We start from the raw sequence: 24,904 nt of genomic DNA, 5'->3' as shown, positions 1-24,904 counted from the left end.
AAGAAAAACCCATCATCGATGGGTTACTTAATTTGGTTATAAATCATTAATGCGCGAGCCACAATTTGATCCATATTATAGTACTTATAATCAGCTAATCGACCAACTAAATGCAAATTAGTGATATCCTTAATTTTATCGCAATATGTATCATATTTTTGTTTATCTTCGCTTGTAAAGATTGGATAGTAAGGTATATTACCCTTTTCTCCATGTCTATCATAAGCATATGGATACTCTACAGCTATAGTTGTCTTATCATTTGGATAAGTTTCCATTAATAGTTTGTATTCAGTAATACGTGTATATCCATTCATTTCTGCTGGAGTCGGATAGTTCACAGTAGCCGCTTCTTGATAAGTACCAGTATGTGATTGTTTATCAAATTCTAAACTACGATATGATAAGTCACCAAATTCATAATTTAATAAATCATCTACAGCACCTGTAAAAATTACTGGTCCACTAAATTCTTCTCCATCAAAATATACTTTATTTTCTCTTAAATCTACACGTAAATGTTCATGTGCATTTACACTTAATCTTACTTCAATATTTTCGTGATTCAACATATTTTCAAATATATTTGTATACCCTTTTTTAGGCATAATTTGATATTTATCTTGGAAATATCGATCATCTCTACCTACTAATACTGGTACCCGTGCAGTTACACCTGGATCTAGTTCTTCAACTGTTAATCCCCATTGTTTCATTGTGTAATATTTAAATACATTTTCAAATATAAATTCAGCAAGTTCTTTAACTTCTTCGTTTTCATTTTCTTTTAATCTAAGAATAGGTACTTTAGTATCCATACCGTATGCAGATATTAATGCTTCTTTTAATCGCTCTGCCTTTTCCGGTTCAAAACATTGCTCAATACTTGTTAAATTAAATGGAATAGGTACTTTCTTTCCTTGAATTAAACCCAATACACGGTGTTCATAAGGATACCATTCTGTAAAATTAGACAAGTAATCCACTACGTCTTTACTGTTAGTATGGAATATATGAGGACCATACTCATGATAACGTACTCCATTATCATCAATAAAATCATACATATTACCGCCAACATGAATTCTTGAATCAATCACTAATACTTTCTTATTTGATTGTGATGCAAATCTTTCTGCAAGTACTGAACCCGCAAAACCACATCCAATTACAATAACATCTGGTTTCATCTATCTATCCTCGTACATTTTCTTATAATAGTTTTGATATTCACCATTAATAATATTTTGCCACCAAGATTTGTTGTCTAAATACCATTCAATTGTTTGTTTAATACCTGTATCAAAATTGTATACTGGTTTCCAACCTAATTCTGTTTCCATCTTAGTTGGATCTATTGCATAACGTAAATCATGACCTTTACGATCAGTTACATATGTAATAAGACTTTCAGGTTTATCTAATGCATTTAGAATAGTCTTGACTACTTCTAAATTAGTACGTTCATTATGCCCACCAATATTGTATACTTCACCTACTCTACCTTTATGAATAACTAAATCAATAGCGCTACAATGATCGTAAACATGTAACCAGTCACGCACATTCTCGCCTTTTCCATATACTGGTAAACTTTCATCAGCAAGAGCTCTAGAAATCATTAATGGTATCAATTTTTCCGGGAAATGATATGGTCCATAGTTATTTGAGCAGCGACTTATTGAAACTGGTAATCCATAAGTACGATAGTATGCAAGTACTAATAAATCAGCACTAGCTTTACTACTAGAATATGGACTTGAAGTATGTAATGGAGTATCCTCAGTAAAGAATAAATCAAGGCGATCTAATGGTAAATCACCATATACCTCATCTGTAGAAACTTGATGGAAACGTTGAATTCCATATTTACGGCAAGCATCCAATAATACTTGAGTTCCTAAAATATTAGTAACCAAGAATATTTCTGGTTCTTCAATACTACGGTCAACATGACTCTCTGCAGCAAAATTAACTACAATATCAAATTTCTCTTTTTCAAATAAATCATAAACAAATTTTCTATCAGCAATATCACCCTTAACAAATTTAAATTTTGGATTCTTCATTGCTTCTTCTAATGTTTCTAAGTTACCCGCATATGTTAAAGCATCCAAACACACAATGTCATAATCAGGATGTTTATCTAACATATAATAAACAAAATTACTACCAATAAATCCTGCTCCTCCAGTTACACAAATTTTCATTTTAGTTCCTCCTGTATTCTTTTGACTTCCTTTTTAATACCTTCATCTAGTGTGGTATTAATATCTATTTTCGTTAAATCTAATAACTTAGTTATATCAAGAATAATTGATTTTACGATAGGTACATCACTTGGTACATGTTTTACATTTATTTTTTTATTTGTATTTTTCTCTACTAAATCAAATACTTCTTTTAAACTATGCCCTACACCTGAACCAACATTTATCGTTTCATTATGAATTTTATGATCAATTAGTTTATTAAACAATTGGCCTAAATCATCAATGTAAATATAGTCTCTAACTGTATTACTTTCTCCCCACAGTTCAAATTCTTCATTTTTAAGAATTTTTTCAATAAGGATTGGAATTACTCCTTGTTTCTTATCAGTTACTTGAAATCCACCATATGGATTACTTAATCTCAGTATTACATAGTTTAGTCCCGATTCTTTTAAACACTCTTCTAACATAACTTTACTTTTTGCATATAATGTCTTCGCTAACAATTCATGATTTTCTTTTATTGGTATATTTGTTTCACCATATACCGTACCACCACTTGAAATAAAGTAATATGAATTAATATTTCTTGTTTTCAAATAATTAAATAGTTCATTGTATTTATTTTTTAATTTTTCTAGATATAAATCATCATTATCTGATGTTGCTGAGTTAGATACTAATGATACTGTATCAACAATAATCGCATCATTTAAATCATATTTACTAAGTTCATCTAGATTAAATACATCGACATTCCTAAAACATGTAGAAAGTGAAGCATATGGGCTATCCAGCCCCCATACTTCAACTTCTTGTTTATTTTTTAATGCTTCACTTAAGTTATACCCTAAGTATCCACATCCTAAAAAAATTACTTTCATATGACCTCAATCTATTTGTTATACGTTGTTTTTAATGATCCTGATGCTACAAATCTTAAATATTCTCCATAGCCACTCTTACCATATTGCTCAGCAGCTTTTAATAATTGTTCTTTCGTAATCCATTTGTTATAATACGCAATTTCTTCAGGCACTGAAATTTTAATACCTTGTATTTCTTCAATTGTGCGTACGTAATTAGTAGCTTGTGCTAACGAATCAATTGTTCCTGTATCAAGCCATGCAAATCCTCGACCAAAAACTTCACAATCAAGTTCACCTTTTTCAAGATAAATTTTATTTAAATCTGTGATTTCATATTCACCACGTGCTGATGGCTCTAAATCTTTAGCATATTGTACAACACGATTATCATAGAAATATAATCCCACTACCGCATAGTTGCTCTTAGGATTAGTAGGCTTTTCTTCTAAACTTAATACTTTCCCACTCTCATCAATTTCAGCTACACCAAATCTTTCTGGATCATGAACATATTGTCCAAATACAGTAGCGCGTCCTTTATTGTCTACAGCCTTCTTTAGCATTTTACCAAATTGGTTACCATAGAAAATATTATCTCCTAGTACCATACATACTTCATCATCTCCAATGAACTCTTCACCCAAAACAAAAGCTTGAGCTAATCCATTAGGAACCTCTTGAACTTTATAATGTAAATTAATACCAAATTGCGATCCATCACCTAACAATCTTTCAAAGTTTGGTAAATCTGTAGGTGTCGAAATAATTAAAACATCCTTAACGCCCGCTAACATTAATGTACTTAGTGGGTAGTAAATCATTGGTTTATCATAAATTGGTAACAATTGTTTTGAAGTTACCTTTGTAAGTGGATATAAACGAGTTCCACTTCCTCCTGCAAGAATTATTCCTTTCATAGAAATCCTCCATAATTACTACCATATTGTACCATGTTTATATGATATAAAAAACCCAAGAAATCACCTTTCTTGGGTTATATGTTACTTAATTGTTAATAGGTTCTTTGCAAAATCAATAACAGATTTGTTGAATTTTATAAAGTTAGGCTGAGTTTTACCAAATCTAGTAACAACTGGTTCAGCTGGCTTTTCTGTATCGTGACAAGCCCCATCATACCAAAACTTACTCAAGGCTTTACAACCTATTTCAGTATTTGGATCTGCTGAGCAACCTGCCGCAGAATTGGCGTCACCTGTATATCCTGGAATACACACACATGCCCCAACATTACCACTTGTATTTGGTGCAGAACATGGAACTGGTTGAACCGTGCATCCTGTCTTGTTGTAATCTACATTTTGAAAATGTTCTTTATGGTTTGCATCACCAGGACATTTTTGCTCTTTTTTACCTGTCGTTGATGTTCCATCAGCATTACATACTGATTCAGTTACTATTTTTCCAGTATCTGTCCAAGTATGTTTTAGCTCTACTTGCGGTTTTGCCTCACATACATTCTTATCTTTGTTATATTGCTGATTCGCATCTGTACAAACACAATTTGGATGTGTTCCTGATGATCCAGCAGGACAAGCAGGAGTTGTACCTCCACCAGATTTTACATAGTACACTGTTACAGATGCATCATTGCTTGGCATAGTTCCACTATAAGTAGCATGTTCTGGTTTATAATCAACACCACCCACTGTGATTTTCGCAGTTGGGGTAACGGTATATGTTTGTCCACCTACTACTTTTTGAGTTGTTGCCGCTTGTATGTCTGTATTGTTATCTTTATTAACATACTTAACTGTTAATGTAAATTCTGTTCCCGTTGTTGGTGCTGGAACTTCACATACATTCTTATCTTTATTGTATTTCTTTGTTGTATCTGTACAAACACAATTTGGATGAGTTCCAGTAGCATCAGTAGGACAAGCGGTTACTGGTTTAGCATCTTTCTTAATTACTTTGACATTAATTACTGTAAATGTGCTAGCTTTAGATCCTGCAGCAACATCTTGCCAAATAATTGTTCCATCTGCTTTACTAGCATCATAGCCTTCCATACCTTCACCAATGTATTCAATGTTTACTGTTATATTGAATGCTTTAGCCCAAGATTGAAGTTTTCCTACAGTTGTGTAATTAGGTAATGTATCTGGTACTTCAGAAACAATAACCTTTTCTGCATAAGTTTCATTTGCAATTACTGGAGCTACAAATTCCCACTTAGCATTCCACGATATTTCTTTTGGTGCAGTAATTGCACTAGTCATATCTATATTTCTTTCAATTGCTGCACGAGTATCTTTTATAGCACCTTCAAATAGACGGTAATAGTAGATAGCGGATTGCATTCCTTCATTCCATATACTATCTCCATAACCTGTTACACGTGATCCAATGATATTAAATACATCTTCAACATGCTCTTTGTCATAGTATCTATTTACTTTTTTCATAGTGTAATTAAATAATGAAATTAGCTGATCGATAGACATATTTGTCTTAACGTTTTCACCAGCTGCATCCATCATTGCAACACCTTTTGAAACATCACGCAAACGTACAACTTCACGTAATATTGATTGAATAACTTGTTGTTGATTTGCTTGACGTTGGAAGTCTCCAGTAGAATATAAATGTCTTTCACGAGCAAATGCTAATGCTTGTTCACCATTTAAAGGTACGTTTTCTCCAGCTGGAATCCAAACAGTTTTGTGTCCACGTTCTGCTGATGAGTTTTGACCAACAAATTCAAATGGGTTGTTAACAACAATTCCACCTAATGCATCAACCATTTCTACTACTCCTTTAAAATTACTTTCAAAGTAGTAATCAATGTTAATATCTAATAAATCTTCAATTGTATCAATAGCACATTGGCGTGAAACTGCACGCGCATGTCCTAGTTTATCTGAACTCTTACCACTATAACAAGCAATAGGAACATAACTATCACGTGCTAATGATGATAATGTAACATTCATACTAATTGGATTAAATGAAGCAACCATTATTGCATCAGATCTTCCTTCATCTACCCCAAGAATCAATACTGTAAATGGTTCTGCAGTAATATCTTTTGTAGATCCTGTTTCAGTTTCAACTTGAACAACTTTAGAGAACGTTGAAATAGCTGTTGTTTTATCAAGATATTCACCAAATCCATCGTTTATTTCTAATAACCCAACATAATTGTTTGGCATAATAACTGCATCTATTTCGCCGTTAAATAATGCTTGTGCTGCCGTAATATAATCACTAAATGGCTCAATACTTACCGTAACGCCCTTAGCCGAAAGTTCTTCTTGTCCTAATGTTGCATAGTTTGTATTTTCTATAACACCTACAGTCTTACCTGCTAATTCTTCAATCTTTGTAATTGAAGATGTACCAGACTCACTATAAACTACAATACTTGTTTCTACGTTTTCTTTTACTGTTCCTGATCCAGAGCTAGTAATCTTATTAACATTTACGTTAACTTTAGTTACAAGGAATGTTGAGAATCCACTAATTAGTAATAGAACTGCTAACATAGCTGAAACAGTATTCATAAATCTTACTTTTTTAGTTCTTATTAACATGAATAATAAGTAATCCATAACAAGTAATATTAATAAAACTACAATATTTAATGCAATAAATAACCATTTACTTAGTGAACTATAACGTACAACGCTATAAATAGACCACCACATTAATATGTTGATTACAAATGCTATAACAGTATAAATAATGTTTAAGACTGTTAGATCACGACGAATGCGACCAGTTTGTTTCTTTGTCTTCTTTGTCATTTTAGTCCCTCCCATTAATATGCACCATAGAATTCAACGATTTCGTATCTTCCATCGTGATTAGCAACAATGAAATATCCCATATCCATGAATTCACTAGTGTCAATCTTATCTGTTGCTTTGTATGTCCATTCAGCAGTTACATAGTATTGTGGATATGTGCTGCCATTAAACTCATAATCGCCATCAATTTTAATAGCTGATGCAGTTATCGTATCAACCTCTAATAAATTCTCACGTCCATATTGGCTAATGTATAAATCTAAATCCTTATAGAAGCCATAACGTTGTTGTTCCATAAAAGAAACATACTTTGATGACCAAATATATTGAGTTCCACCAACTTCATAGTTACCATCTTTATTGGTCCATGTATAAAAATCAGCAATAAAGTTTTCTACAACAGCAGTTGCAATATCTTCTGGTACATTATCTTTTAATGCTTTTGTTAATTTTTTAAATGTTTCTTTACTAAAATCTGTTGGATTATTACCAATTGTATATTGATCATTTTTCATTGTACTACCAGAATCAACTTCTACAGTTGTTCCTGCTCCAGCACCTTTTTTAAGTCCAACAGATACAATATTAAATCCAAATAGCAATGTAACAACTACTGCCATCGCTAGAATAACTATTAGCAAATAGCCATTAATTTTACTTTTTTTCTTTGTCATAAGGTTCTCCTTTATTCGTAAATCTTTCTAACAATATAATTTGGACGTTTTTTAACTTCCATATAAGTCTTTGATAAATATTCGCCAATGATACCCAATGCAACTAATTGTATACCACCTAAGAATAAAATTATCGTCATCATACTTGGCCATCCACTTACAGGATCACCAAACAATGCGGCACGCACAATGATAAATAACATGAATAGGAATGAAAAAGCAGAAATAAAGATACCAGAGAATGTTGCGATTCTTAATGGTGCAACTGTAAACGCAATAATTCCTTCAATTGCATATGAAAGTAATTTCCAAAAAGACCAACTTGTCTCACCTGCAACTCGCTCAACATTTTCATATTCTAAGTAGATAGTTTTAAATCCTACCCAAACAAATATACCCTTTGAAAAACGATGATATTCTTTTAGTTCTAAGATAGCATCAACTACTTGACGAGTCATTAGACGATAATCTCTAGCTCCATCCACAATTTCTACATCTGAGAATTTATTAATAAGTTTATAGAATTGCCTTGCAAAAAATGAACGTATTGGAGGTTCACCTTTACGTGACACTCTGCGCGTTCCTACAATATCTACACCTTTTTCTTCCATTTCTTTAAACATTTCCGGTAAAAATGATGGAGGATCTTGTAAATCAGCATCCATTACTGCTACATATTCCCCTGTAGCATATTCAAGACCAGCTAATAATCCGCCTTCTTTACCGAAGTTTCGACTGAAATCGATAACCTTTACTATTTTTTTATGAGCTTCATATAATTTTAAGCATTCATCTAATGTACTATCTTTTGAGCCATCATTTACAAAAATGATTTCGTAATCTATTCCCATTTCTTCAACTACTTTAGAAGTAGCATCATAAAATAATGAAACAGTCTCCTTTTCGTTATAACAAGGCACTACAATGGATAACTTTTTCATGACTTACCTCCATAACGTATAAATTATACAATAATCGTAAATAAATGTATACTTTCTAATATTTTCTTAAGAAAAACTTTATAATTGTAAAACATCATTTTATCCGATAAATAAAGGCTTTTTAAAGTAATATCAATTATTTCACAAATAATAAATGTCACCAAATGCAAACAAAAAAAGAAGATTAGTTTTACCTATCTTCTTGAATTAATTACTTTACTGGAACTAAGAAATAATCTCCTTGCTCTTTTTTGACTTCAAATAACGTAGAAAAGTTAATTTCTTCTGGGTTTATATGATCTTGTAATAGTTTATTTCCTTCATCATCAAACATATAAATATAGAAATAATCATATTGCATAATCAACTCATCAAACTCTTCTTGACTAAACTCTACTGAATTAACGTCATTTTCATACTTTGGTGCTCCAAATGAATAAGCATTCATTTCTAATGGCATCAAGTAATATCCCAGGATGTAATGATGTATTCCTTGTTGTTCTTGCTCCATCATCAAGATACTTTTACCTGGAGCAATCTTATCATTTAGCATTTCTGCATATGGTTTTAACCCATCTCCCCATGACGAATATGTAAGAGAAGGCTTTAATCTACTATAGTGTGATACTGGAATTGTTACAATAAATGCTATTAGTATACAGCCAAGTGACTTCCAATTAACCTCAAAATCTTCAAATATATTAAATATAATAATTAATACACCCGATAGTATATAGGTCGCCATATATCTCTCAAATGATGCCAAAATAGGTCCTTCATAGGGTCCAAAAGCAAACACATATAACATCAGCATACCAAATGCATATCCTATAGCACCAATGTTATAAACAACCATAGTTGCAAAATATGTCTTAAACTTGCTTCTTTTAAAGAATACACAAATCATAAAATAGATAGCATTGATTACTACTAGTGATAATACATATGATAATTGAATAGGCTTATAAAACATTGGTCTATCAAATAATGCATGGATAAACTTTGAGGCAGTTTCTATTTGCCATTGTTCCCCTATTGTTCCTTTAATAATTCCAAATATATCAAACACCTTTAAATCACTATAACTAAATTGTCCTGTTAATGATCCATTAACATCCGCAATACTAACCATGTATTTCCAACTCAAATAAAATACTAATGGAATACCAATAACTATCGCAATTATTTGAATTATCTTTTTAAATTTTAACTCTTTAAAATTTAAAATTAACTTAACAAATATCGCAAATAGTATCAATCCATAAAAAGCTAATCCAATTTGTTTTAATAATATTAAAAATGTAGATATTAAGCTTAACAATAACAAATTTTTAGTATTTAATTCATGACTAAATACAAAATAAATTGCATACCCAAACATTATACCAATCAACGAATCCACATAAATTGAATCATAATAGAAAAAACTTAACTCGGGTAATACTAGAATAACCGTCATAATGATACCTATAGTCAATAATAGTTTACCTATGCTATTTTTATTTAATTTAATTTTAGTAAATAGTACTAGTAAAAAACTCATTTGCAGAAATTGCATTGCCTGAATACATACTGTTTCACTATATCCATTAGCCAAGTAACACCAAATAGTTTCAAATAGCGATGCAATCGGCGGATAATCCTTATGGGCAAATATAAATATTTTGTCAAAACAATAAAATTGATCAAATGAAAAGTTATATTTTACCATTGATCCCCAATGCATATAATCATCCCAATGATTAAATCCTCTAACCCAATTCATTCCTATGATCATTATATATACAACAATTGTAATAACAAACCCGCTCGTAAGAATATTTTCAACTGGAATATTCCATTTTTTATGCTTTGTGTACTCTATTACTTTTATACAAATATAAATTAATATTATGAATAGTGTTGCATAAAAACCTAACCTAAGCGAACCAAACAAACCACTAATATACACTAGCAACGCAGCACATATTAATGAAAATGGAAGCATCTTCTCAAATTTTTCTTTAAATACATCCACAAAAACAATATTCCATAATATTATCCAAATCAGCGTACACATAATTCCTATCATATTTTCTATTCTCCATCTACCATTGTGAATTCATACATCCTTGGTTCATTTGGATAATACTCTTTAAATAGTTCGCTTACGTAATTACGAACATCATTAGGAATAGTATCTGTCCTTCTATATACTTTAATATGAATATCATTTGTAATAACTACATCTTCAATTAATTTATAATAATCCTTAGCTATTGGATCACTCAAAATAAAATGTCCAAGTATTGATACAACTCTTTGCTCTTCTTCTTTAAATTGTAAGATAAGTGGTTCTGATACAATAATATATTGATAATTAAAGAAATCTTTTGGTAAGTAATCACGTAAATCATAAACTGATGATGGTATTACATTTTTTAAGCCATTAATATCATAAGGTAATAATGCATTTCTTAAAATATCTTCATTGAACAACGAACTACTTGCAATCGTATAAAAATAATCATAATCACCTGCTTGATTATTTAAACGACTTACTAGTGCTTGAATTTCATCAATGCGATCAGTAACTCTAATCATTGGTAATGGTTCTGACAGCAATAAATTAGTGCCTATAAATAACGGTTTAAATACTTCATTCTTTAATACCAGTGTTTTTTGATAATTAATTACTGTTAATAAATTAAATAGTACTAATCCAATAGTAAGTACTTTCTTTGTCACAAAATCAGTCAAGTAACTCATTCCCATGATTATTAAAATTAAGCATGGAATATTTATTATGTAATAATGATGTGAACCAAAACGTTGTACTTGATTAAACAATATTACTGAAACAACTATTTGAACAACACAAATCAAGGACAACCAAAACTCTTCTTTTTTATAGGATTTAATTATCCCAAAAATCATTAATAAAACAAATAGTATGCCATAGGTTTGAATAAACGATAGTATTACCTCAACAGGTCCTGTGGCTTTCATAACAGAATATGCTTCACTATAGTTATAAGTTGTTATTGTTTTGAATAATGGATTAAATGCAAGAATAAGAATACCTAAAGCAACAACGCCAGCAATAAAGCAATTGATAATAATGGGTTTTAAATATATACGTTTATCTTTAATTAATATATATGGTAAAACTAAACTAACAAAGAAACTAACAACCCAATACGCAAACCATCTACGAACAATTAACAATAGTAGTAATAATAATCCAGTTAATATCGCTAATGGAATATTTACTTTTTCATATTTTTTCAAATAGATAAACATCATGAGTATTAAAATGAAAAATAGTCCAGCACTTCCAATATACCCTTGAACCAATGAGTAAATATTTGGGCCAAATAAGATAATTACAAAATAAATAGTCCAATCTAGCAATACATTTCTTTTCTTATTATCTGTCAATAATAAGTAAAATAGAACTAATAATAAACTCGTTGGAATCAAAAATGAATTAGCCATTGCGATTGCATATCGCAAGAAGCTATTACCAATTATTTTCATTGGCAGGTATAGAAACCACTCAGCAACGAAATTATACTCATGAAAATTAATAGAATTAATTATATTATCCCATGCTTCTGGAATAGAGCGATTTAGTTTATCAGAGAACTCCAATGTTTTACGGTAAAAACCGCCAAAATCCCAAGAAGGTATGAATGATTCTTGAGATAGATGTAAATAAAGTAAAACATTTAGCACAACCAATGAAATCAATAGAAATAGAATTAATGTCTTTTTATTTTTATTGATTACTTCTCTTACTCGTTTGTCTAATAATAAAACAATTACTAATCCTAGTAAAATAAAGAAATAAACTGATCCAAATAATAATTTACTAATCGTTTCCATCTTTTTGACTCCTTACATAAAATTTAAATATTTTCTGATTTAAAGTTTCTAAATATCCATGCAAAAAACATGATATTCCAACTTCTTACTAACTTAAAATACTTATTTTTAAATCCACCTAAGTCATTAAGGTAGTGATTTTTATTCCAATTAGGGAATTCTTCATTTAGTAAATTCCAACCTAATAAGATTGTATTCTTTCTATCAGTTTTGTCTTCTATCCTTGCGCTACGCAAAAAACTATTTCCCAAGAAAAACTTTACATGTAAATACTCTAGTTCATCATAATACTCATCATAAAAATTATTATTTTTAAAGTATTCTACAATAATATGAAAAACTGTAATCATATTTTTTACTTGAGCGTTATTTGTATGCGTAATACTTGTACCATGTTGTACATATGATACAAAAGACTCATCAATAAACGATATTTTATTAATATTGGGCGTTAAACAGTATAAGAAACATGCATCTTCATAACGATTTCCTGTTGGAAATTCTAAATTAAGACTACGTATAAAATCAGTCTTATATATTTTATTCCAAAGAGTTGCAAATAGCTTTACCATCATTTCTTTTCCTGGTTGATAAGGGCCTTCTATTTGATCTCTACTATTTTGTTGACTAACCCATTTAAAGTTACTTACAACAACATCTGCGTCATCAGTTTTAGCCTTTTGATACATCTTTTCAAACATATCTAGTGTTGTATAATCATCACTATCTAAAAATCCAAAATATTCTCCAGTTACTTTTGTTAGTCCAAAATTTCTTACATCAGCAATTCCACCATTTGGTTTAATAAATGCTTTTACTTGCGGATATTTGGCACAATATTCATCAATAATGCTTTGACTATTATCGGGAGAACTATCATTTACTACTATTATTTCCATGTTCAAAAGTGTTTGGTTGACTAAACAATCCAAACACTTTCCTAAATACTTTTCTACATTGTAAACAGGTACAATAACACTTACTGTTGGTCTCATATTACTCACCTTTTTTATAAGCAACTGCTATTTTATTTAATAGGACAGCTAATAAAAGCGCCATGAATGTTGAAGAAATAAATTGATCTAAAGTATGTCCACTTGTATAAGCAGAACCTAATGCCGCAACAAATGATAATGCATAAATCATTACATCAAGTTTAAGTAATTTCTTCCATTTTAATAACACAAGAATTGCCCCACCAAGTGCAGCAAATACCCAAGGAAATACTGTTAATACAGATCCAACTGGACCTAATGTCATCATTTGTTGTTTAAAATCTTGTTCAAGTAAGATTGATCCATTCATAAAAGTTGAATAACCAGCACCCAATAATCTTTGTGTTGAATCTAAATGCGCTAATTTATTATTCATGAAGTAGGATTGAATAGTTCTTCCACCAACACGTTGTTCAAGTGGTAAAAACATTACATCACACCAATATTTAGGATCAATTGTATAACTATACCAATCTAAATAGTATTGCTTAGGAATAGATGATGCATATTTTGCTTCAATACCATATTTTTCAAACATGTAACGATAATAATGTATGTATTCTAATGATCCCTCAACTAAATCTTCTGGTGGGTTAGCATATTTATCTCTACCCTCATCAGCAGCACCATTTTTAGCTAATTCTGTGTCATTCTTTGCATCTATTCTTTGATTTACAACTGCTGGTGTAAAATTTAGGATACTACCAAACAATGCCGCAAAGCATAAGCAAAGAATTAAAATACTCTTTTTAAACTTCTCATTTTTAAGAATCAATGTATCAAATACATATAATACTATAAATACTATAGGAATTATTACAGCACCATAAGTAGCAACTCGTGTAGATAGAATTTGCATTGAAATACTTTGAATTGCTATTAAACCACCTACTGCTATTTTTTCTTTTTTATTTGTAGCTCTAGAAAAGAAATAATAAAGTAATGGTAAAAGCATAAACATCAATATTCCAATTGTATTTCCTTCATTAAAGAAGAATTTACTAGCTAATGTTCTTGGATGATGTTCTGCATAAATACCAGTAAACCAAGTAAGAAAGTTTGCGACAGTATATCCTTCGTATGTACTTTTACCAAAAACAAATAAATCTCCAATAAATATTGGAAGCGCAATAATTGATGATGTTGCATATGTAATCATCTTAATTGTCTTTTCATTTAGTTTTAGATGATAAATACAATAAGTTAGTCCAAATGGTAATACTAATGTCAAAATATATACTAACTCTTGATAAATACTAAATCTAAAGTTTGGTGTTAATTTCATTAATGGATAAGCAGCTTGGGCATTTTGACAATGTACTACAAAATAAATTCCCAATACAACAACATATAATCCACCAAATAATACTGTTTTCTTTTTATTTTTATCCTTTAAAAAGAAAGTCCAAATAATTAAACATGGTATTATTATAAAACGTAAAATAGTAGAAAAGCGAGGCAAGCCAAACTGATCTAAGAAATCAAATAAAAGATAATCCATATCAATGATTGGTTGAGCAATAACTAATGCTATTATCGCGATGCTTAATACCTTTTCATTGAATATATTAGCGATTTTTTTCATGCTTCCTCCTTGTATGACTAGGTCATTTAATAATTTTACAATACTTCCATAAATTCTTGAAGTATCTTCTCATTTGGATAATGATACTCTTTTAACTTATCCTTCATATTTTTAAGTCTAGTAGCATCTTTTAAAGCTTCATAATATCCTGCATTTAGTGCTTGCTGATTATTCTCAACTATCCATCCATATTCAGGTTTAGTAATTTGCTCAGTTATACCACCTACTCTTGTTGATAAAACAGGAGTTCCAGCAATTAAGCTTTCATTTACTATTGTCGCAAAGCCTTCATATAGACTAGATAATACAAACAAATCAGATGCTGCTATATCGGCATAAGGATTAATTTTATAACCTAGAAACATTACCTTAGTAAGATTGTTTTCTTTAACTATTTCACGTAATAGCGGCTCTGTTTCCCCACCACCAATTAAATATAAGTTATGATTTATACCTCTATCTAATGCATGTTTATGAGCATATAATAATCTTTCTAAACTCTTTTGAGGATGAAAACGCGCAACTGCAATAACATTTAATCCACTAGTTTCTATACTTGTTTCACTTGCATCAGCTATATTACGTTCTACTTTTTCAACATTCATTAAATTATGAATAGATTTCCCTTTATTTGGATCTATTCCAAACACTTTTTCATACGCTTCTAATGCTTGTGTTGAATCCGCTATATTTAAATCAATGTATTGTAGTGCCTCTTTTACTAAGCTCATATGTCTTCTTGAATAATTGCATACGCTATAATCAGTCAACACCCAGTTCACTTTTCTTTTACTATTACCAAATCCTGTAAAGATTGTACAAAACCCCTCTTTAGCAGCCACCTCTACATCATAGGGTTCTTTTATAATTTTTTTTCTTTCACTTATTATTTTATTTTTTATTAAACCCGTCTTCATATAAAAAACTAATCGTAGTTTACTTAATAATCCTGTTATATTGCATCGTTTAACTAAATCCCACAAATTCTCATCAACAGCATTAAAGAATGATGTGCCTTCCAATACCCTAACATAGCTTGGTATTTCTTCAAGTAACATCCCTCTTTTATGTAGTATTAAACAATCAATCTCATACTTTTCAGTATCTAATTGACTCATTAGGGTATTTAAAACACGGGCTACTCCACCCATTCTCATTTCATCATTAACAAATAAGATTCGCTTTTTATCTGCCATATATTCTCATCACCAATTGAACTTTCTTCCACTCAAGTAGTTTGAAGATTAATTTTTTCTTCCAAGGATATTTCTTATAATAGATATCTTTTTGATAGTTAGGATAATGTTGTCTTAATATCTCCATATTTTCCAGTAAATACTCAGGAATTAGTATTTTATCATCAAAATCTTTGATTCGCAATGTAGTCAAATCTAGTCCATGGATTACAAATTGGTGTTTTAACTCATTAATTATACTCGTTTCATTTCCATGTTTTTGTACATAATCAATACAATCTTCAATTGCATCATAGATTTCAAATATCTTTTTATTTGCAGTATGTGCTATTGAACCCGTTCTTTGATAATATATATAAAATGCTTCATTTACCTTCGCTACTAGGTTTGCTTTATATAATAATATCGGCACGGTTGCTAAATCTTCATAGTATTTTCCTACAGGAAACTTCACATCCATAAACATTGATGTTTTAAAGAGTTTATTACATGCACTATTATTAATACGTATTAATGCAGGATTTTCCTTTACTGATGCTTTACTAAAGTCGCCTCCTGAGGCAAAACTTTTATTTCCATCATCATATAAATATTCCATATCACAAACACATATATCTGCTTGATCTAATTCTGCTTGCGCAACCATTTTTTCAATCATGGTTGATTCAATAAAGTCATCACTATCAATAAAACATACATACTCTCCTGTTGCTACTTCAAGTCCTGCATTTCTTGCATCACTTAAACCACCATTTGTTTTATCAATAACCATTATTCTTTTATCTTTTTTCTTATATTTTCTACATAATTCAAGAGAATTATCAGTTGAGCCATCATTTACTAAAATTATTTCTAAATTAATATAAGATTGTAAAAGAATACTTTTGACACAACGTTCTAAGTATTTTTCAACATTATATACAGGTACTATAACTGAAACTATGTTTTCCATAACATCACCATATTGATTATATCAAAAATTAGTCTCTATTGTCTTATTTCACTAAATAAAAAGTAGAATTTTTGCAAATTCTACTTTTGCTCATATGAAGATTCTCTTTCTACATACTGCGGAGTCTTATTTATACATATATAAACTCTACCCAAATATTCCCCAATCATACCTAAAACAATAAGAATAACTCCTGCAAAAAACGAAATTATTGAAACTGTACTTGCCCAACCTAGCTCACTTGTTGGGTTATTAATTTTTGCTACTACAGCGTATATTATCAAAATAAAACTAAATAATGACGCTAATAAACCTAAGACTATTGAAATTCTTAAAGGCACAATTGAAAATGCTGTAAATCCATTCATCCAAATTTTCAATAAAGTTTTAAGAGTATAATTAGATTCACCTGCAAGGCGATCATTATGATCAACATCAACGTTTACAATATTTCTAGTTATTTGTAAAACCAATCCTCGAATGTATGGATATGGGTTTTCATACTTAATTATTTCTTCAATAACAAATCTACGCATTATATTATATGTCCCTAAATATATACCTTTTGGCTTACCGATTAATTTTTCTGACATTAAATCATTCAACCTACTACCAAAATTTCTAAAGTTTGAATGATGCTTATTAGGATAATGAGCATAAACTACATCATAACCTTCATCAATCTTACTTATTAACTTTCCTACTTCCTTTGGTGGTGTTTGTCCATCATCATCCATATTAATAATAAACTCACCCGCTGCATGTCTATATCCAGCCAAACATGCCGCTTCTTGTCCATAATTTTTTGATAATGATATATATTTAACACACGTATATAAATTTGATAGCTTCATAATTATCTGTTTTGTATTATCTTTAGAGTAATCATTAACTAAGATTATTTCATATATATCAGATTCAAATCCTAGTTGTTTCATTGTTTGCATTATCTCGTCAACTACAACGGTAATTGTATTTTCAGAATTATAACATGGTATTACAAAAGAATATTTCATATCAATTCCCCCTAAATCCATTTAATTATAACAATAAATACTATTAATTGTTTATTTTTGTTAATATATTAAAACCATTATTCCCAATATATTCAAAAATTCTTTAGTACTTTACCATATTAGCTTTCTAAATTATAATTTATTATGAAAAATAAAGGGGATTTTATGAATACCAAGAAGAAAAAAGAATTTTTAATATTGAGCATAATATTACTCAGTATATTATTTATTTGTTTTTTACCATTTACATGGGACTTATTAACATCTTTTATAAAGCACCAACCATTAGATGCGAGTGAAGTCTTTATAATTAAATTTGATTGGGCAAGTCAATACGTACCTTTTTATAGTGATTTTTTCAAGTCATTAGACAGTGGTTATATTGGATGGAACTGGAATTATTTATTTGGTACTGATCTACTTGCAACTAAATCTAGTCTATGTTTTATCGGAGATTTGTATGCTCTTATTGCCTATTTAATAAACAAATTCATAAATTTTGTTCCTAGTACGCTTTTAATTATTACTATACTAAAACTCTATATATCTGGGTTAACCTTCAATTTCTTTCTAAATAAACACAATATCAATTTCAAAACTCGAATAATATTTTCAATTGCATTCATGTTAAGTGGATGGTCTCTAATTTTTATAGAACATCCTATATTCATTAGTTTTTACTCTTTTTTACCTCTAGTTCTAGCAGGCATAGAAAATATTTTGCAATCAAAGAAAAGTACACTGTTCATTATCTCATCTTCTATTATTCTTATGACAAGTTATTATTTTACTTGGGCATTTTGTATTTATTTATTACTGTATTGGTGTACTCGTTATTGTTATATTAACAGTTTCAATTTAAAAAACTTTTTCAAAGCTTCTTTAAAACCATTATCAGCTTTCTTAATATCCGTATTAATCTCCTCAATCATATGGTTACCTGCTTTCTTTTTCATGATAGGTAGCCCAAGACTTGCAACCGAAGGCTTAGTTAATTATAGTTTTTGGGATATTGATAACATACTTAGTATTGTTTTAAACTTTTTCATTCCTGTTGTTAAGTTTGATTCAACTATGTATAACAGCTATTGGTACTATTTCTATCAAATAGGCATTTATAGCGGAATTCTATCTTTATTATTAATCCCTCAATTTTTTTACCAAAACCATAATAAAAAAGAAAAAATCGCATTTCTGTGTTTGCTTGTTTTTACCATATTATCAGTTTGTTCACCAAAAATAGGTTATTTATTTCATTTTACTTATAGTTTGCGATATACATTTATTTTTACTTTTACATTCCTTCTTATTTCTGCTTATTCACTCAACACATATAAATTTTCCATTAAAATTCTATTAATAACAGAATCGATTATGCTTATATCAATGATTGCATTAGGATATATGATACCATTATCAAGGCATTTAGATTTATCTGTTTATTATGAACCAAAAATGCTACTATTAGCTTCCCTAGTTTCTTTAATTTATTGTTTTTCAATAATTTTTATAAAAAATAAGCGAATTGCATTGCAAATAATACTTATCACTGCATTTATTGAGTTTTCATTTCAAGCACATGTAGTAATAAAATCACAAACACAAAATGCTTATTTAGAAGCTGATTATCTAAATAATGATATCGAAGTAAAGAATATTTATAATTCACTTAAAGAATATGATCCATCATTCTATAGACTAATATTAGATGTTAATCCAACATTAGATAATACACTAACCGTTAACTACGGTTTATACTATGGAATCCCAACATCAAAGTCATATGATTCACAATATAACTATGTCAATTACGATTTTTTAGATTACATGAGAAGTTACCCATCTGTTGATTGGAATCATCAAATTATCGAGCCTAATATTTATGAATTATTAAATCTTAAGTATTCAATTGTTAGAAACGATTCTAATATTGATTATTATAATTACTATGGAACATTTCTTGAACTACCTTCTTTGAAAACTAAAAACTATTCTGTTTATCTTAATAATGGAAATTTTGCAATGGCTCAATCTTTTAATACTTTTTTCTCTAAAACAGAGTTATTAAATATGTCAAAGTTAGATAATTACTATCTTCACGAAATTTCATCAATACTTAATAATAACCTAATTGTAAGCGATGAATATGTAGAAATATTAAGCAAGAAATATGGAAATAGTGAAAAAATATATATTAACCCTATTGAGATTGCAAATGGACACATAAAATTTAATTTCACATTAAATGATGACTCTTTTCTATTCTTTAGTATTCCAGCTAGTTATGGTTGGAGTATCAAAGATAATGGTAATAATGTAAATTTTTCTAGCGTTAATGGTGGATTTATTGGGCTTGAATTAACTAAAGGAAATCATCAGTTAGAATTTAATTACGAAACTCCAGGATTAAAAATAGCATTCATTACAATGATTATTGGTTTATTACTATTTATTACTAAATATTATTTAGAAGTATCAAGAAAAAATTTAAAAAAACATAACTAACATAAGCATTTAGTTATTTACTTGCAATTCCAGCCATTACATCCATTCTTCCAAAAAAACCTGCTTGAATAATCAATATCTATAGCTTGAAACCAAGTCATATCTTCATCAAAAAATATTAATTCTAATTCTCCACAATCATCAAATTCTTGATTGCCTATAACTATTTTATTATCAAGAATCTGATATTTTGTTCCATTCAACTCTTTTTGTATAGGTTCATCACTTTCAATTAATATTTCTTTATTATTTATAATTGCGTAATAATCTGTATTTTTATTCTTGATAAAATCATGACTAATTCCTATACCTTGAAGTAGTTCATTTTCATATTTCCCAATCGATGAATGCCTACTTCCTTCGTATTTAACCGCTACCATCATGTCATATTTAGATGCATACTCAAGTAATTGATAAATATCAATTTGATTAACACTTAGAATACTTATTGTTTCTTTTTCTGCTTTTTTATAGGCTTCCTCTAATTTTATATTCGTTTTGTGATGATTAACAAGTTTATTTTCTTTAATGTATTGTGCTAAATAACTACTTGTTTTATATGCTCCCCAAGAGTTATTATGCCAAGTATCACCATCAACACCCAATGCAAAATTTAACTCTTCTGCTAATTCTAAATAATCAATATGCTTAATACCCTTAGTATCGGCATAATCCCATATTGCCTCTAATGCATCCTGATTCTTTTGGTCCATTGTTATTGGAGTTTTGATTAATATTAATTCAATATTATTCTTCTTACACAAATTAATAATAGAATCTAGCATTTCTATGTCCTTTTTCTTTAATTCATATTTGTTTTGTTTTTCAAATGGAATTAAATAAGAAAAAGTAAAATCTGTTGGTGCTTTATGTATGTATCCGAATGTAGGGCTAAAACCATCAACCGCTTTATCCGGTCCAAAAAACTTAGTATTTTTCCAGTTTGAGTGTGTCATCCTTAAATCGAACATATAATCATATTTCAAATCTTTATTATCTACTAAATCTGCAGCTTCAATTTTTGTCTTACCAGACATTTGTTGGATAGCTCTATAAAACATCCCATCGCTATAACAAATCTCTTGAGCAGGCATCATCGTAAATACATCTAAAACTACTACTTCAGGCTTTTGCGTTTTTAACGCTTCCTCAAGAAACTTAGTAGACATTGACATAGGTTGACATCCACTACCTAAAACATAAGAATATAGTCCTGTTTCATTATAAATAACAGCTGGATTAATAGAATATTGTGCATGTGAAGAACCTAGAATAATCATATCCATTGATTCTTTAGGAAGATTTCTAAATTGGTTGCCAGATTGATCTATATTAGTTCTAAAAAAGCCACTTAATCCTACCCAACCAATACAAAATACAATAAGAAGCAAAGTGGACTTAAATACTATCTTAATAAGATTTTTCATTAATTGATACCTCACTAAAATGTAACATAGATAAAATCACCTACATTATATCCTGGCCCATATGTACCAAAGATAATAGTAATAATAATTAATGCAATATAAAATCCCCAACGTAAAAATACATTTCTATTAGATATCCACTCAATCATATTTATTTTGTTTCTAAAACAGTCTGTAACTATAGTTGTAACAATTATTACTAAAAGCCATACCCCTTCTCTATCCGTTAATCCAATTGTTTTTAAAGAGAAGAACATAGGCTTAAATATATTTGCAAATACTTGCATAGCATCGCCAATTGAAGCTGCATCAAAGAATACCCATAAACAAGATACTGCAATAAAATTAAACAATATTGCAATCCCTTTAATAACTATATTTGATTTCTTAATTGGAAATCTCCTTTTAAATTGATCCTCAATTATATTTAATAAACCATGTCCCAACCCCCAAATAACAAAAACAATTGTTGATCCATGCCAAATACCACTTACCAAGAATACAAGTATAATATTAAGATATTTTCTAGATAATCCTTTTTTACTTCCACCAAGAGGTATATATATATATTCTTTTAACCAAGTACTTAAAGTAATATGCCAACGACTCCAAAAGTCTTTTATGGATGTTGCTAAATATGGAGTCTTAAAGTTTCTCTCTATATCAAACCCCAACATTCTACTCAATCCAATTGCAATATTACTATATCCATCAAAATCAATGTATATGTAAAATGAATATAGCACAATATATAGAACAGTATACCAACCCGTTAACATTTTCTCAGACGCTTGAATAGCATTAATAACAGTAAATAGATAATTTGCAAATACTAACTTTTGAAATAATCCAAGAGCACATAATACAGCACCATTTTTTGTATATTTATAATCGAAATTTTTTAAGTTATCTAATTGTTCAAAAAATAAACTTGGTTTATTGATAGGTCCAGCTGTAATTACTGGAAAATAACTAATATAGATAACATAGTTCAATAAAGATGGTAATTTGATATTTCCTTTATAAGTTTCTACCATATAACTAATTGATTTAAATGTATAAAATGAAATACCAATAGGCATAATTATATTAGTAAAATTAAACAATCCTGCATATTTAAAGAAACATAAACCAACAACTACAATCGAAATACCAAATATTAAACTATTTTTACTTTTTCTTTTGCTTAATTCAAAGCTTATAAAATATGTAATTCCAATAATAAAACAAATATATATCCAGTGTATAGGATTACTAAAGGATAATAGAAAACAAAAGTTCAAAAGTAGTAACCCTATTTTTTTTAGATTACCTTTTAAAACCCATGCCATGATAAACGAAATGCCTATAAATACTATAAAATTAATTGACAAAAAGTTCATAGTCTACCACCCCTTCAATTCATCTCCTTGAACCAAATACGCATTTTTAGCTAGCTTTGCTAATGGATCATCTGAATATGAATCAGAATAAAAGTCATCAATTAAGCCCCTTTGATAAACTTCATCATACCTATGTACTTTCTCTTCTCCATAGCAGTTTTCACCAGTATATTTACCCGTATGTATATCTACTCTAGATGCCATACAGTAGTTAATCCCTATCTCTTTGCAAAATCGATTAATCAAGAATTCTGGTGATGCTGATATAATTAAATCATCTTCTCTTTGTTTAACAAAATACCATTTCTTAATTTTGTGTTTATTCAAAGAAACAAAATCATCACATGTTGTTTCAATATTAGGTATATATCTTAAAAATGTATATACTTTTTCTTTAAACTTCGTTTTTCTTATAATTTTTAAAAGAAATAAAGGCCCATAGTATATTATTTTTATAAAAGCTACTAAACACTTGGGATATTTTTTTATGCAGTAACAAACAAAATCCTGTGTACAATCACCATCATAAATTGTTTTATCAAAATCGTATACGTTCATATGTTCCTACTTTCTATTTACATAAATTTGATCTAAGAATTCTATTTCAAAATTATCTACAGGATAACCTGTACCATTATCAATGACAACAAATCTTAGACTTGAACCTTGTGTATCAATCCATTTATCATCAATCCATAAGTTCTCATCTATAAATTCATATTTATGATTATTGATGTTTACTCTTACTTCATTAACATTACTAATTTCTTCATTTGTATATATAATATTTTGCTTAGTTAATGAAAAATCTAAACCAAAACTTGTTAATAATTCATATAGACTTTGATCCATATAAATAGCACTTTTCTTATTATAATCTATTAATACTGTCACATCATATTGTTTCATATATTCCAACAATTTATTAATATCATAAGTTCTGCTAAATATCGCATATAAACTCTTCGCATATAAATCTAAATATGCTTGATCATAATTTGAGTTTATTGGTTTAATTTCATATTCATTTTTAATAAACTTCGCTAAATAATTAGTCACCTTCATTGATCCAGTAACATTTGTATGCCAGTAATCGCAATCAGAGTTATAATCAAATCCAATTTCATTTGATATTTTATTAAAATCTATTGCATCAATACTATTATCTTGAGCATATTCCCATATTGTATTAAACATTTGATAATCTACTTCATCAATATAATATGGAGTCTTTACTAGTAATAGTGGTATATTACTTTCCTTTAATAAATCATTAATTCTTATCAAATAATTAAATCTTGTTTCATCTACTGCTAACTTAGCATCATTGTGCTCAAAATTATTTAAATAAGGTATTAATTGTTTTGTATAATTCAAAGTATATCCAAACGAAGTATTTTTATTAATACGTAGATATTTATCATACTCACTTGGATTGATTTCCTTTAATTTATTATTGTATGTTAAAATATCCAGCATATTTTCCAAAGGATTTTCGTCTTCAATTAGTTT

At 29.1% G+C, this 24,904-nt stretch carries 19 protein-coding genes; 1 reads left to right on the top strand and 18 read right to left on the bottom strand.

Translation table 11 applies throughout. The annotated features are described in order from the left end of the window. Window positions 1-23: 23 nt before the first annotated feature. The 14 genes from glf to RR430_RS05405 form a co-directional block, all read right to left on the bottom strand. The gene (gene glf / locus RR430_RS05470; protein WP_332488073.1) at window positions 24-1,190 is read right to left on the bottom strand and encodes a UDP-galactopyranose mutase; all 1,167 of its coding nucleotides are present in this window, start codon (window positions 1,188-1,190) and stop codon (window positions 24-26) included. Beyond that, a complete protein-coding gene (rfbB, locus tag RR430_RS05465; RefSeq protein ID WP_332488071.1) occupies window positions 1,191-2,210 on the bottom strand; it encodes a dTDP-glucose 4,6-dehydratase in 1,020 nt (339 codons plus the stop codon). Next, window positions 2,207-3,097 carry an NAD-dependent epimerase/dehydratase family protein gene (locus RR430_RS05460; RefSeq protein ID WP_332488069.1) on the bottom strand — a complete coding sequence of 297 codons (891 nt, stop codon included), beginning with the start codon at window positions 3,095-3,097 and terminating at the stop codon, window positions 2,207-2,209. The genes rfbB and RR430_RS05460 overlap by 4 nt, the downstream gene beginning before the upstream one ends. An 11-nt stretch (window positions 3,098-3,108) precedes the next feature. Further along, window positions 3,109-3,999 carry a glucose-1-phosphate thymidylyltransferase RfbA gene (rfbA, locus tag RR430_RS05455; protein WP_332488067.1) on the bottom strand — a complete coding sequence of 297 codons (891 nt, stop codon included), beginning with the start codon at window positions 3,997-3,999 and terminating at the stop codon, window positions 3,109-3,111. An 84-nt stretch (window positions 4,000-4,083) separates the two neighbouring features. After that, window positions 4,084-6,849, bottom strand: coding sequence for an LCP family protein (locus RR430_RS05450; protein ID WP_332488066.1), 2,766 nt, complete (start codon window positions 6,847-6,849; stop codon window positions 4,084-4,086). Between the two features lie 14 nt (window positions 6,850-6,863). After that, window positions 6,864-7,526, bottom strand: coding sequence for a hypothetical protein (locus tag RR430_RS05445; RefSeq protein WP_332488064.1), 663 nt, complete (start codon window positions 7,524-7,526; stop codon window positions 6,864-6,866). Window positions 7,527-7,537: 11 nt separating this feature from the next. Beyond that, window positions 7,538-8,467 carry a glycosyltransferase family 2 protein gene (locus RR430_RS05440; protein WP_332508764.1) on the bottom strand — a complete coding sequence of 310 codons (930 nt, stop codon included), beginning with the start codon at window positions 8,465-8,467 and terminating at the stop codon, window positions 7,538-7,540. Window positions 8,468-8,678: 211 nt separating this feature from the next. Continuing rightward, window positions 8,679-10,538 (bottom strand): hypothetical protein, encoded by a 1,860-nt coding sequence (locus RR430_RS05435; protein WP_332488061.1) that lies wholly within the window; start codon window positions 10,536-10,538, stop codon window positions 8,679-8,681. 5 nt (window positions 10,539-10,543) lie between these two features. After that, window positions 10,544-12,334, bottom strand: coding sequence for a hypothetical protein (locus RR430_RS05430; RefSeq protein ID WP_332508763.1), 1,791 nt, complete (start codon window positions 12,332-12,334; stop codon window positions 10,544-10,546). A 23-nt stretch (window positions 12,335-12,357) separates the two neighbouring features. After that, the gene (locus RR430_RS05425; RefSeq protein WP_332508762.1) at window positions 12,358-13,329 is read right to left on the bottom strand and encodes a glycosyltransferase; all 972 of its coding nucleotides are present in this window, start codon (window positions 13,327-13,329) and stop codon (window positions 12,358-12,360) included. Window position 13,330: 1 nt separating this feature from the next. Continuing rightward, window positions 13,331-14,914, bottom strand: a complete 1,584-nt coding sequence (locus RR430_RS05420) for an O-antigen ligase family protein (RefSeq protein WP_332508761.1) — start codon at window positions 14,912-14,914, stop codon at window positions 13,331-13,333. 35 nt (window positions 14,915-14,949) lie between these two features. Continuing rightward, the gene (locus RR430_RS05415; RefSeq protein WP_332508760.1) at window positions 14,950-16,110 is read right to left on the bottom strand and encodes a glycosyltransferase; all 1,161 of its coding nucleotides are present in this window, start codon (window positions 16,108-16,110) and stop codon (window positions 14,950-14,952) included. After that, window positions 16,100-17,062, bottom strand: coding sequence for a glycosyltransferase (locus RR430_RS05410; RefSeq protein WP_332508759.1), 963 nt, complete (start codon window positions 17,060-17,062; stop codon window positions 16,100-16,102). Before RR430_RS05410 ends, RR430_RS05415 begins: the two co-directional genes overlap by 11 nt. Before the next feature lie 80 nt (window positions 17,063-17,142). After that, window positions 17,143-18,078 carry a glycosyltransferase family 2 protein gene (locus tag RR430_RS05405; protein WP_332508758.1) on the bottom strand — a complete coding sequence of 312 codons (936 nt, stop codon included), beginning with the start codon at window positions 18,076-18,078 and terminating at the stop codon, window positions 17,143-17,145. A 144-nt stretch (window positions 18,079-18,222) separates the two neighbouring features. Between RR430_RS05405 and RR430_RS05400 the strand changes: the two genes are divergently transcribed. Beyond that, window positions 18,223-20,583, top strand: coding sequence for a YfhO family protein (locus RR430_RS05400; protein WP_332508757.1), 2,361 nt, complete (start codon window positions 18,223-18,225; stop codon window positions 20,581-20,583). 17 nt (window positions 20,584-20,600) lie between these two features. Here the strand turns inward: RR430_RS05400 and RR430_RS05395 are convergent, their stop codons facing one another. The 4 genes from RR430_RS05395 to RR430_RS05380 form a co-directional block, all read right to left on the bottom strand. Further along, entirely contained in the window at window positions 20,601-22,010 is a 1,410-nt protein-coding gene (locus RR430_RS05395) for a hypothetical protein (protein WP_332508756.1), read from the bottom strand. Window positions 22,011-22,024: 14 nt separating this feature from the next. Next, window positions 22,025-23,392, bottom strand: a complete 1,368-nt coding sequence (locus RR430_RS05390; RefSeq protein ID WP_332508755.1) for an MBOAT family O-acyltransferase — start codon at window positions 23,390-23,392, stop codon at window positions 22,025-22,027. Window positions 23,393-23,395: 3 nt separating this feature from the next. After that, window positions 23,396-23,950 (bottom strand): HAD-IB family phosphatase, encoded by a 555-nt coding sequence (locus RR430_RS05385; protein ID WP_332508753.1) that lies wholly within the window; start codon window positions 23,948-23,950, stop codon window positions 23,396-23,398. Window positions 23,951-23,956: 6 nt separating this feature from the next. Beyond that, window positions 23,957-24,904: hypothetical protein (locus RR430_RS05380; protein ID WP_332508752.1), on the bottom strand; the 948-nt coding region annotated here is incomplete at its 5' end.

Origin of the sequence: Anaerorhabdus sp., assembly GCF_036641015.1 — a bacterium.
In the GTDB taxonomy this organism is placed as follows: Bacteria; Bacillota_I; Bacilli_A; order Erysipelotrichales; family Erysipelotrichaceae; genus Anaerorhabdus.
Note: the sequence above shows the minus strand (reverse complement) of the source record. Positions and strands in the feature narration are given on the sequence as shown.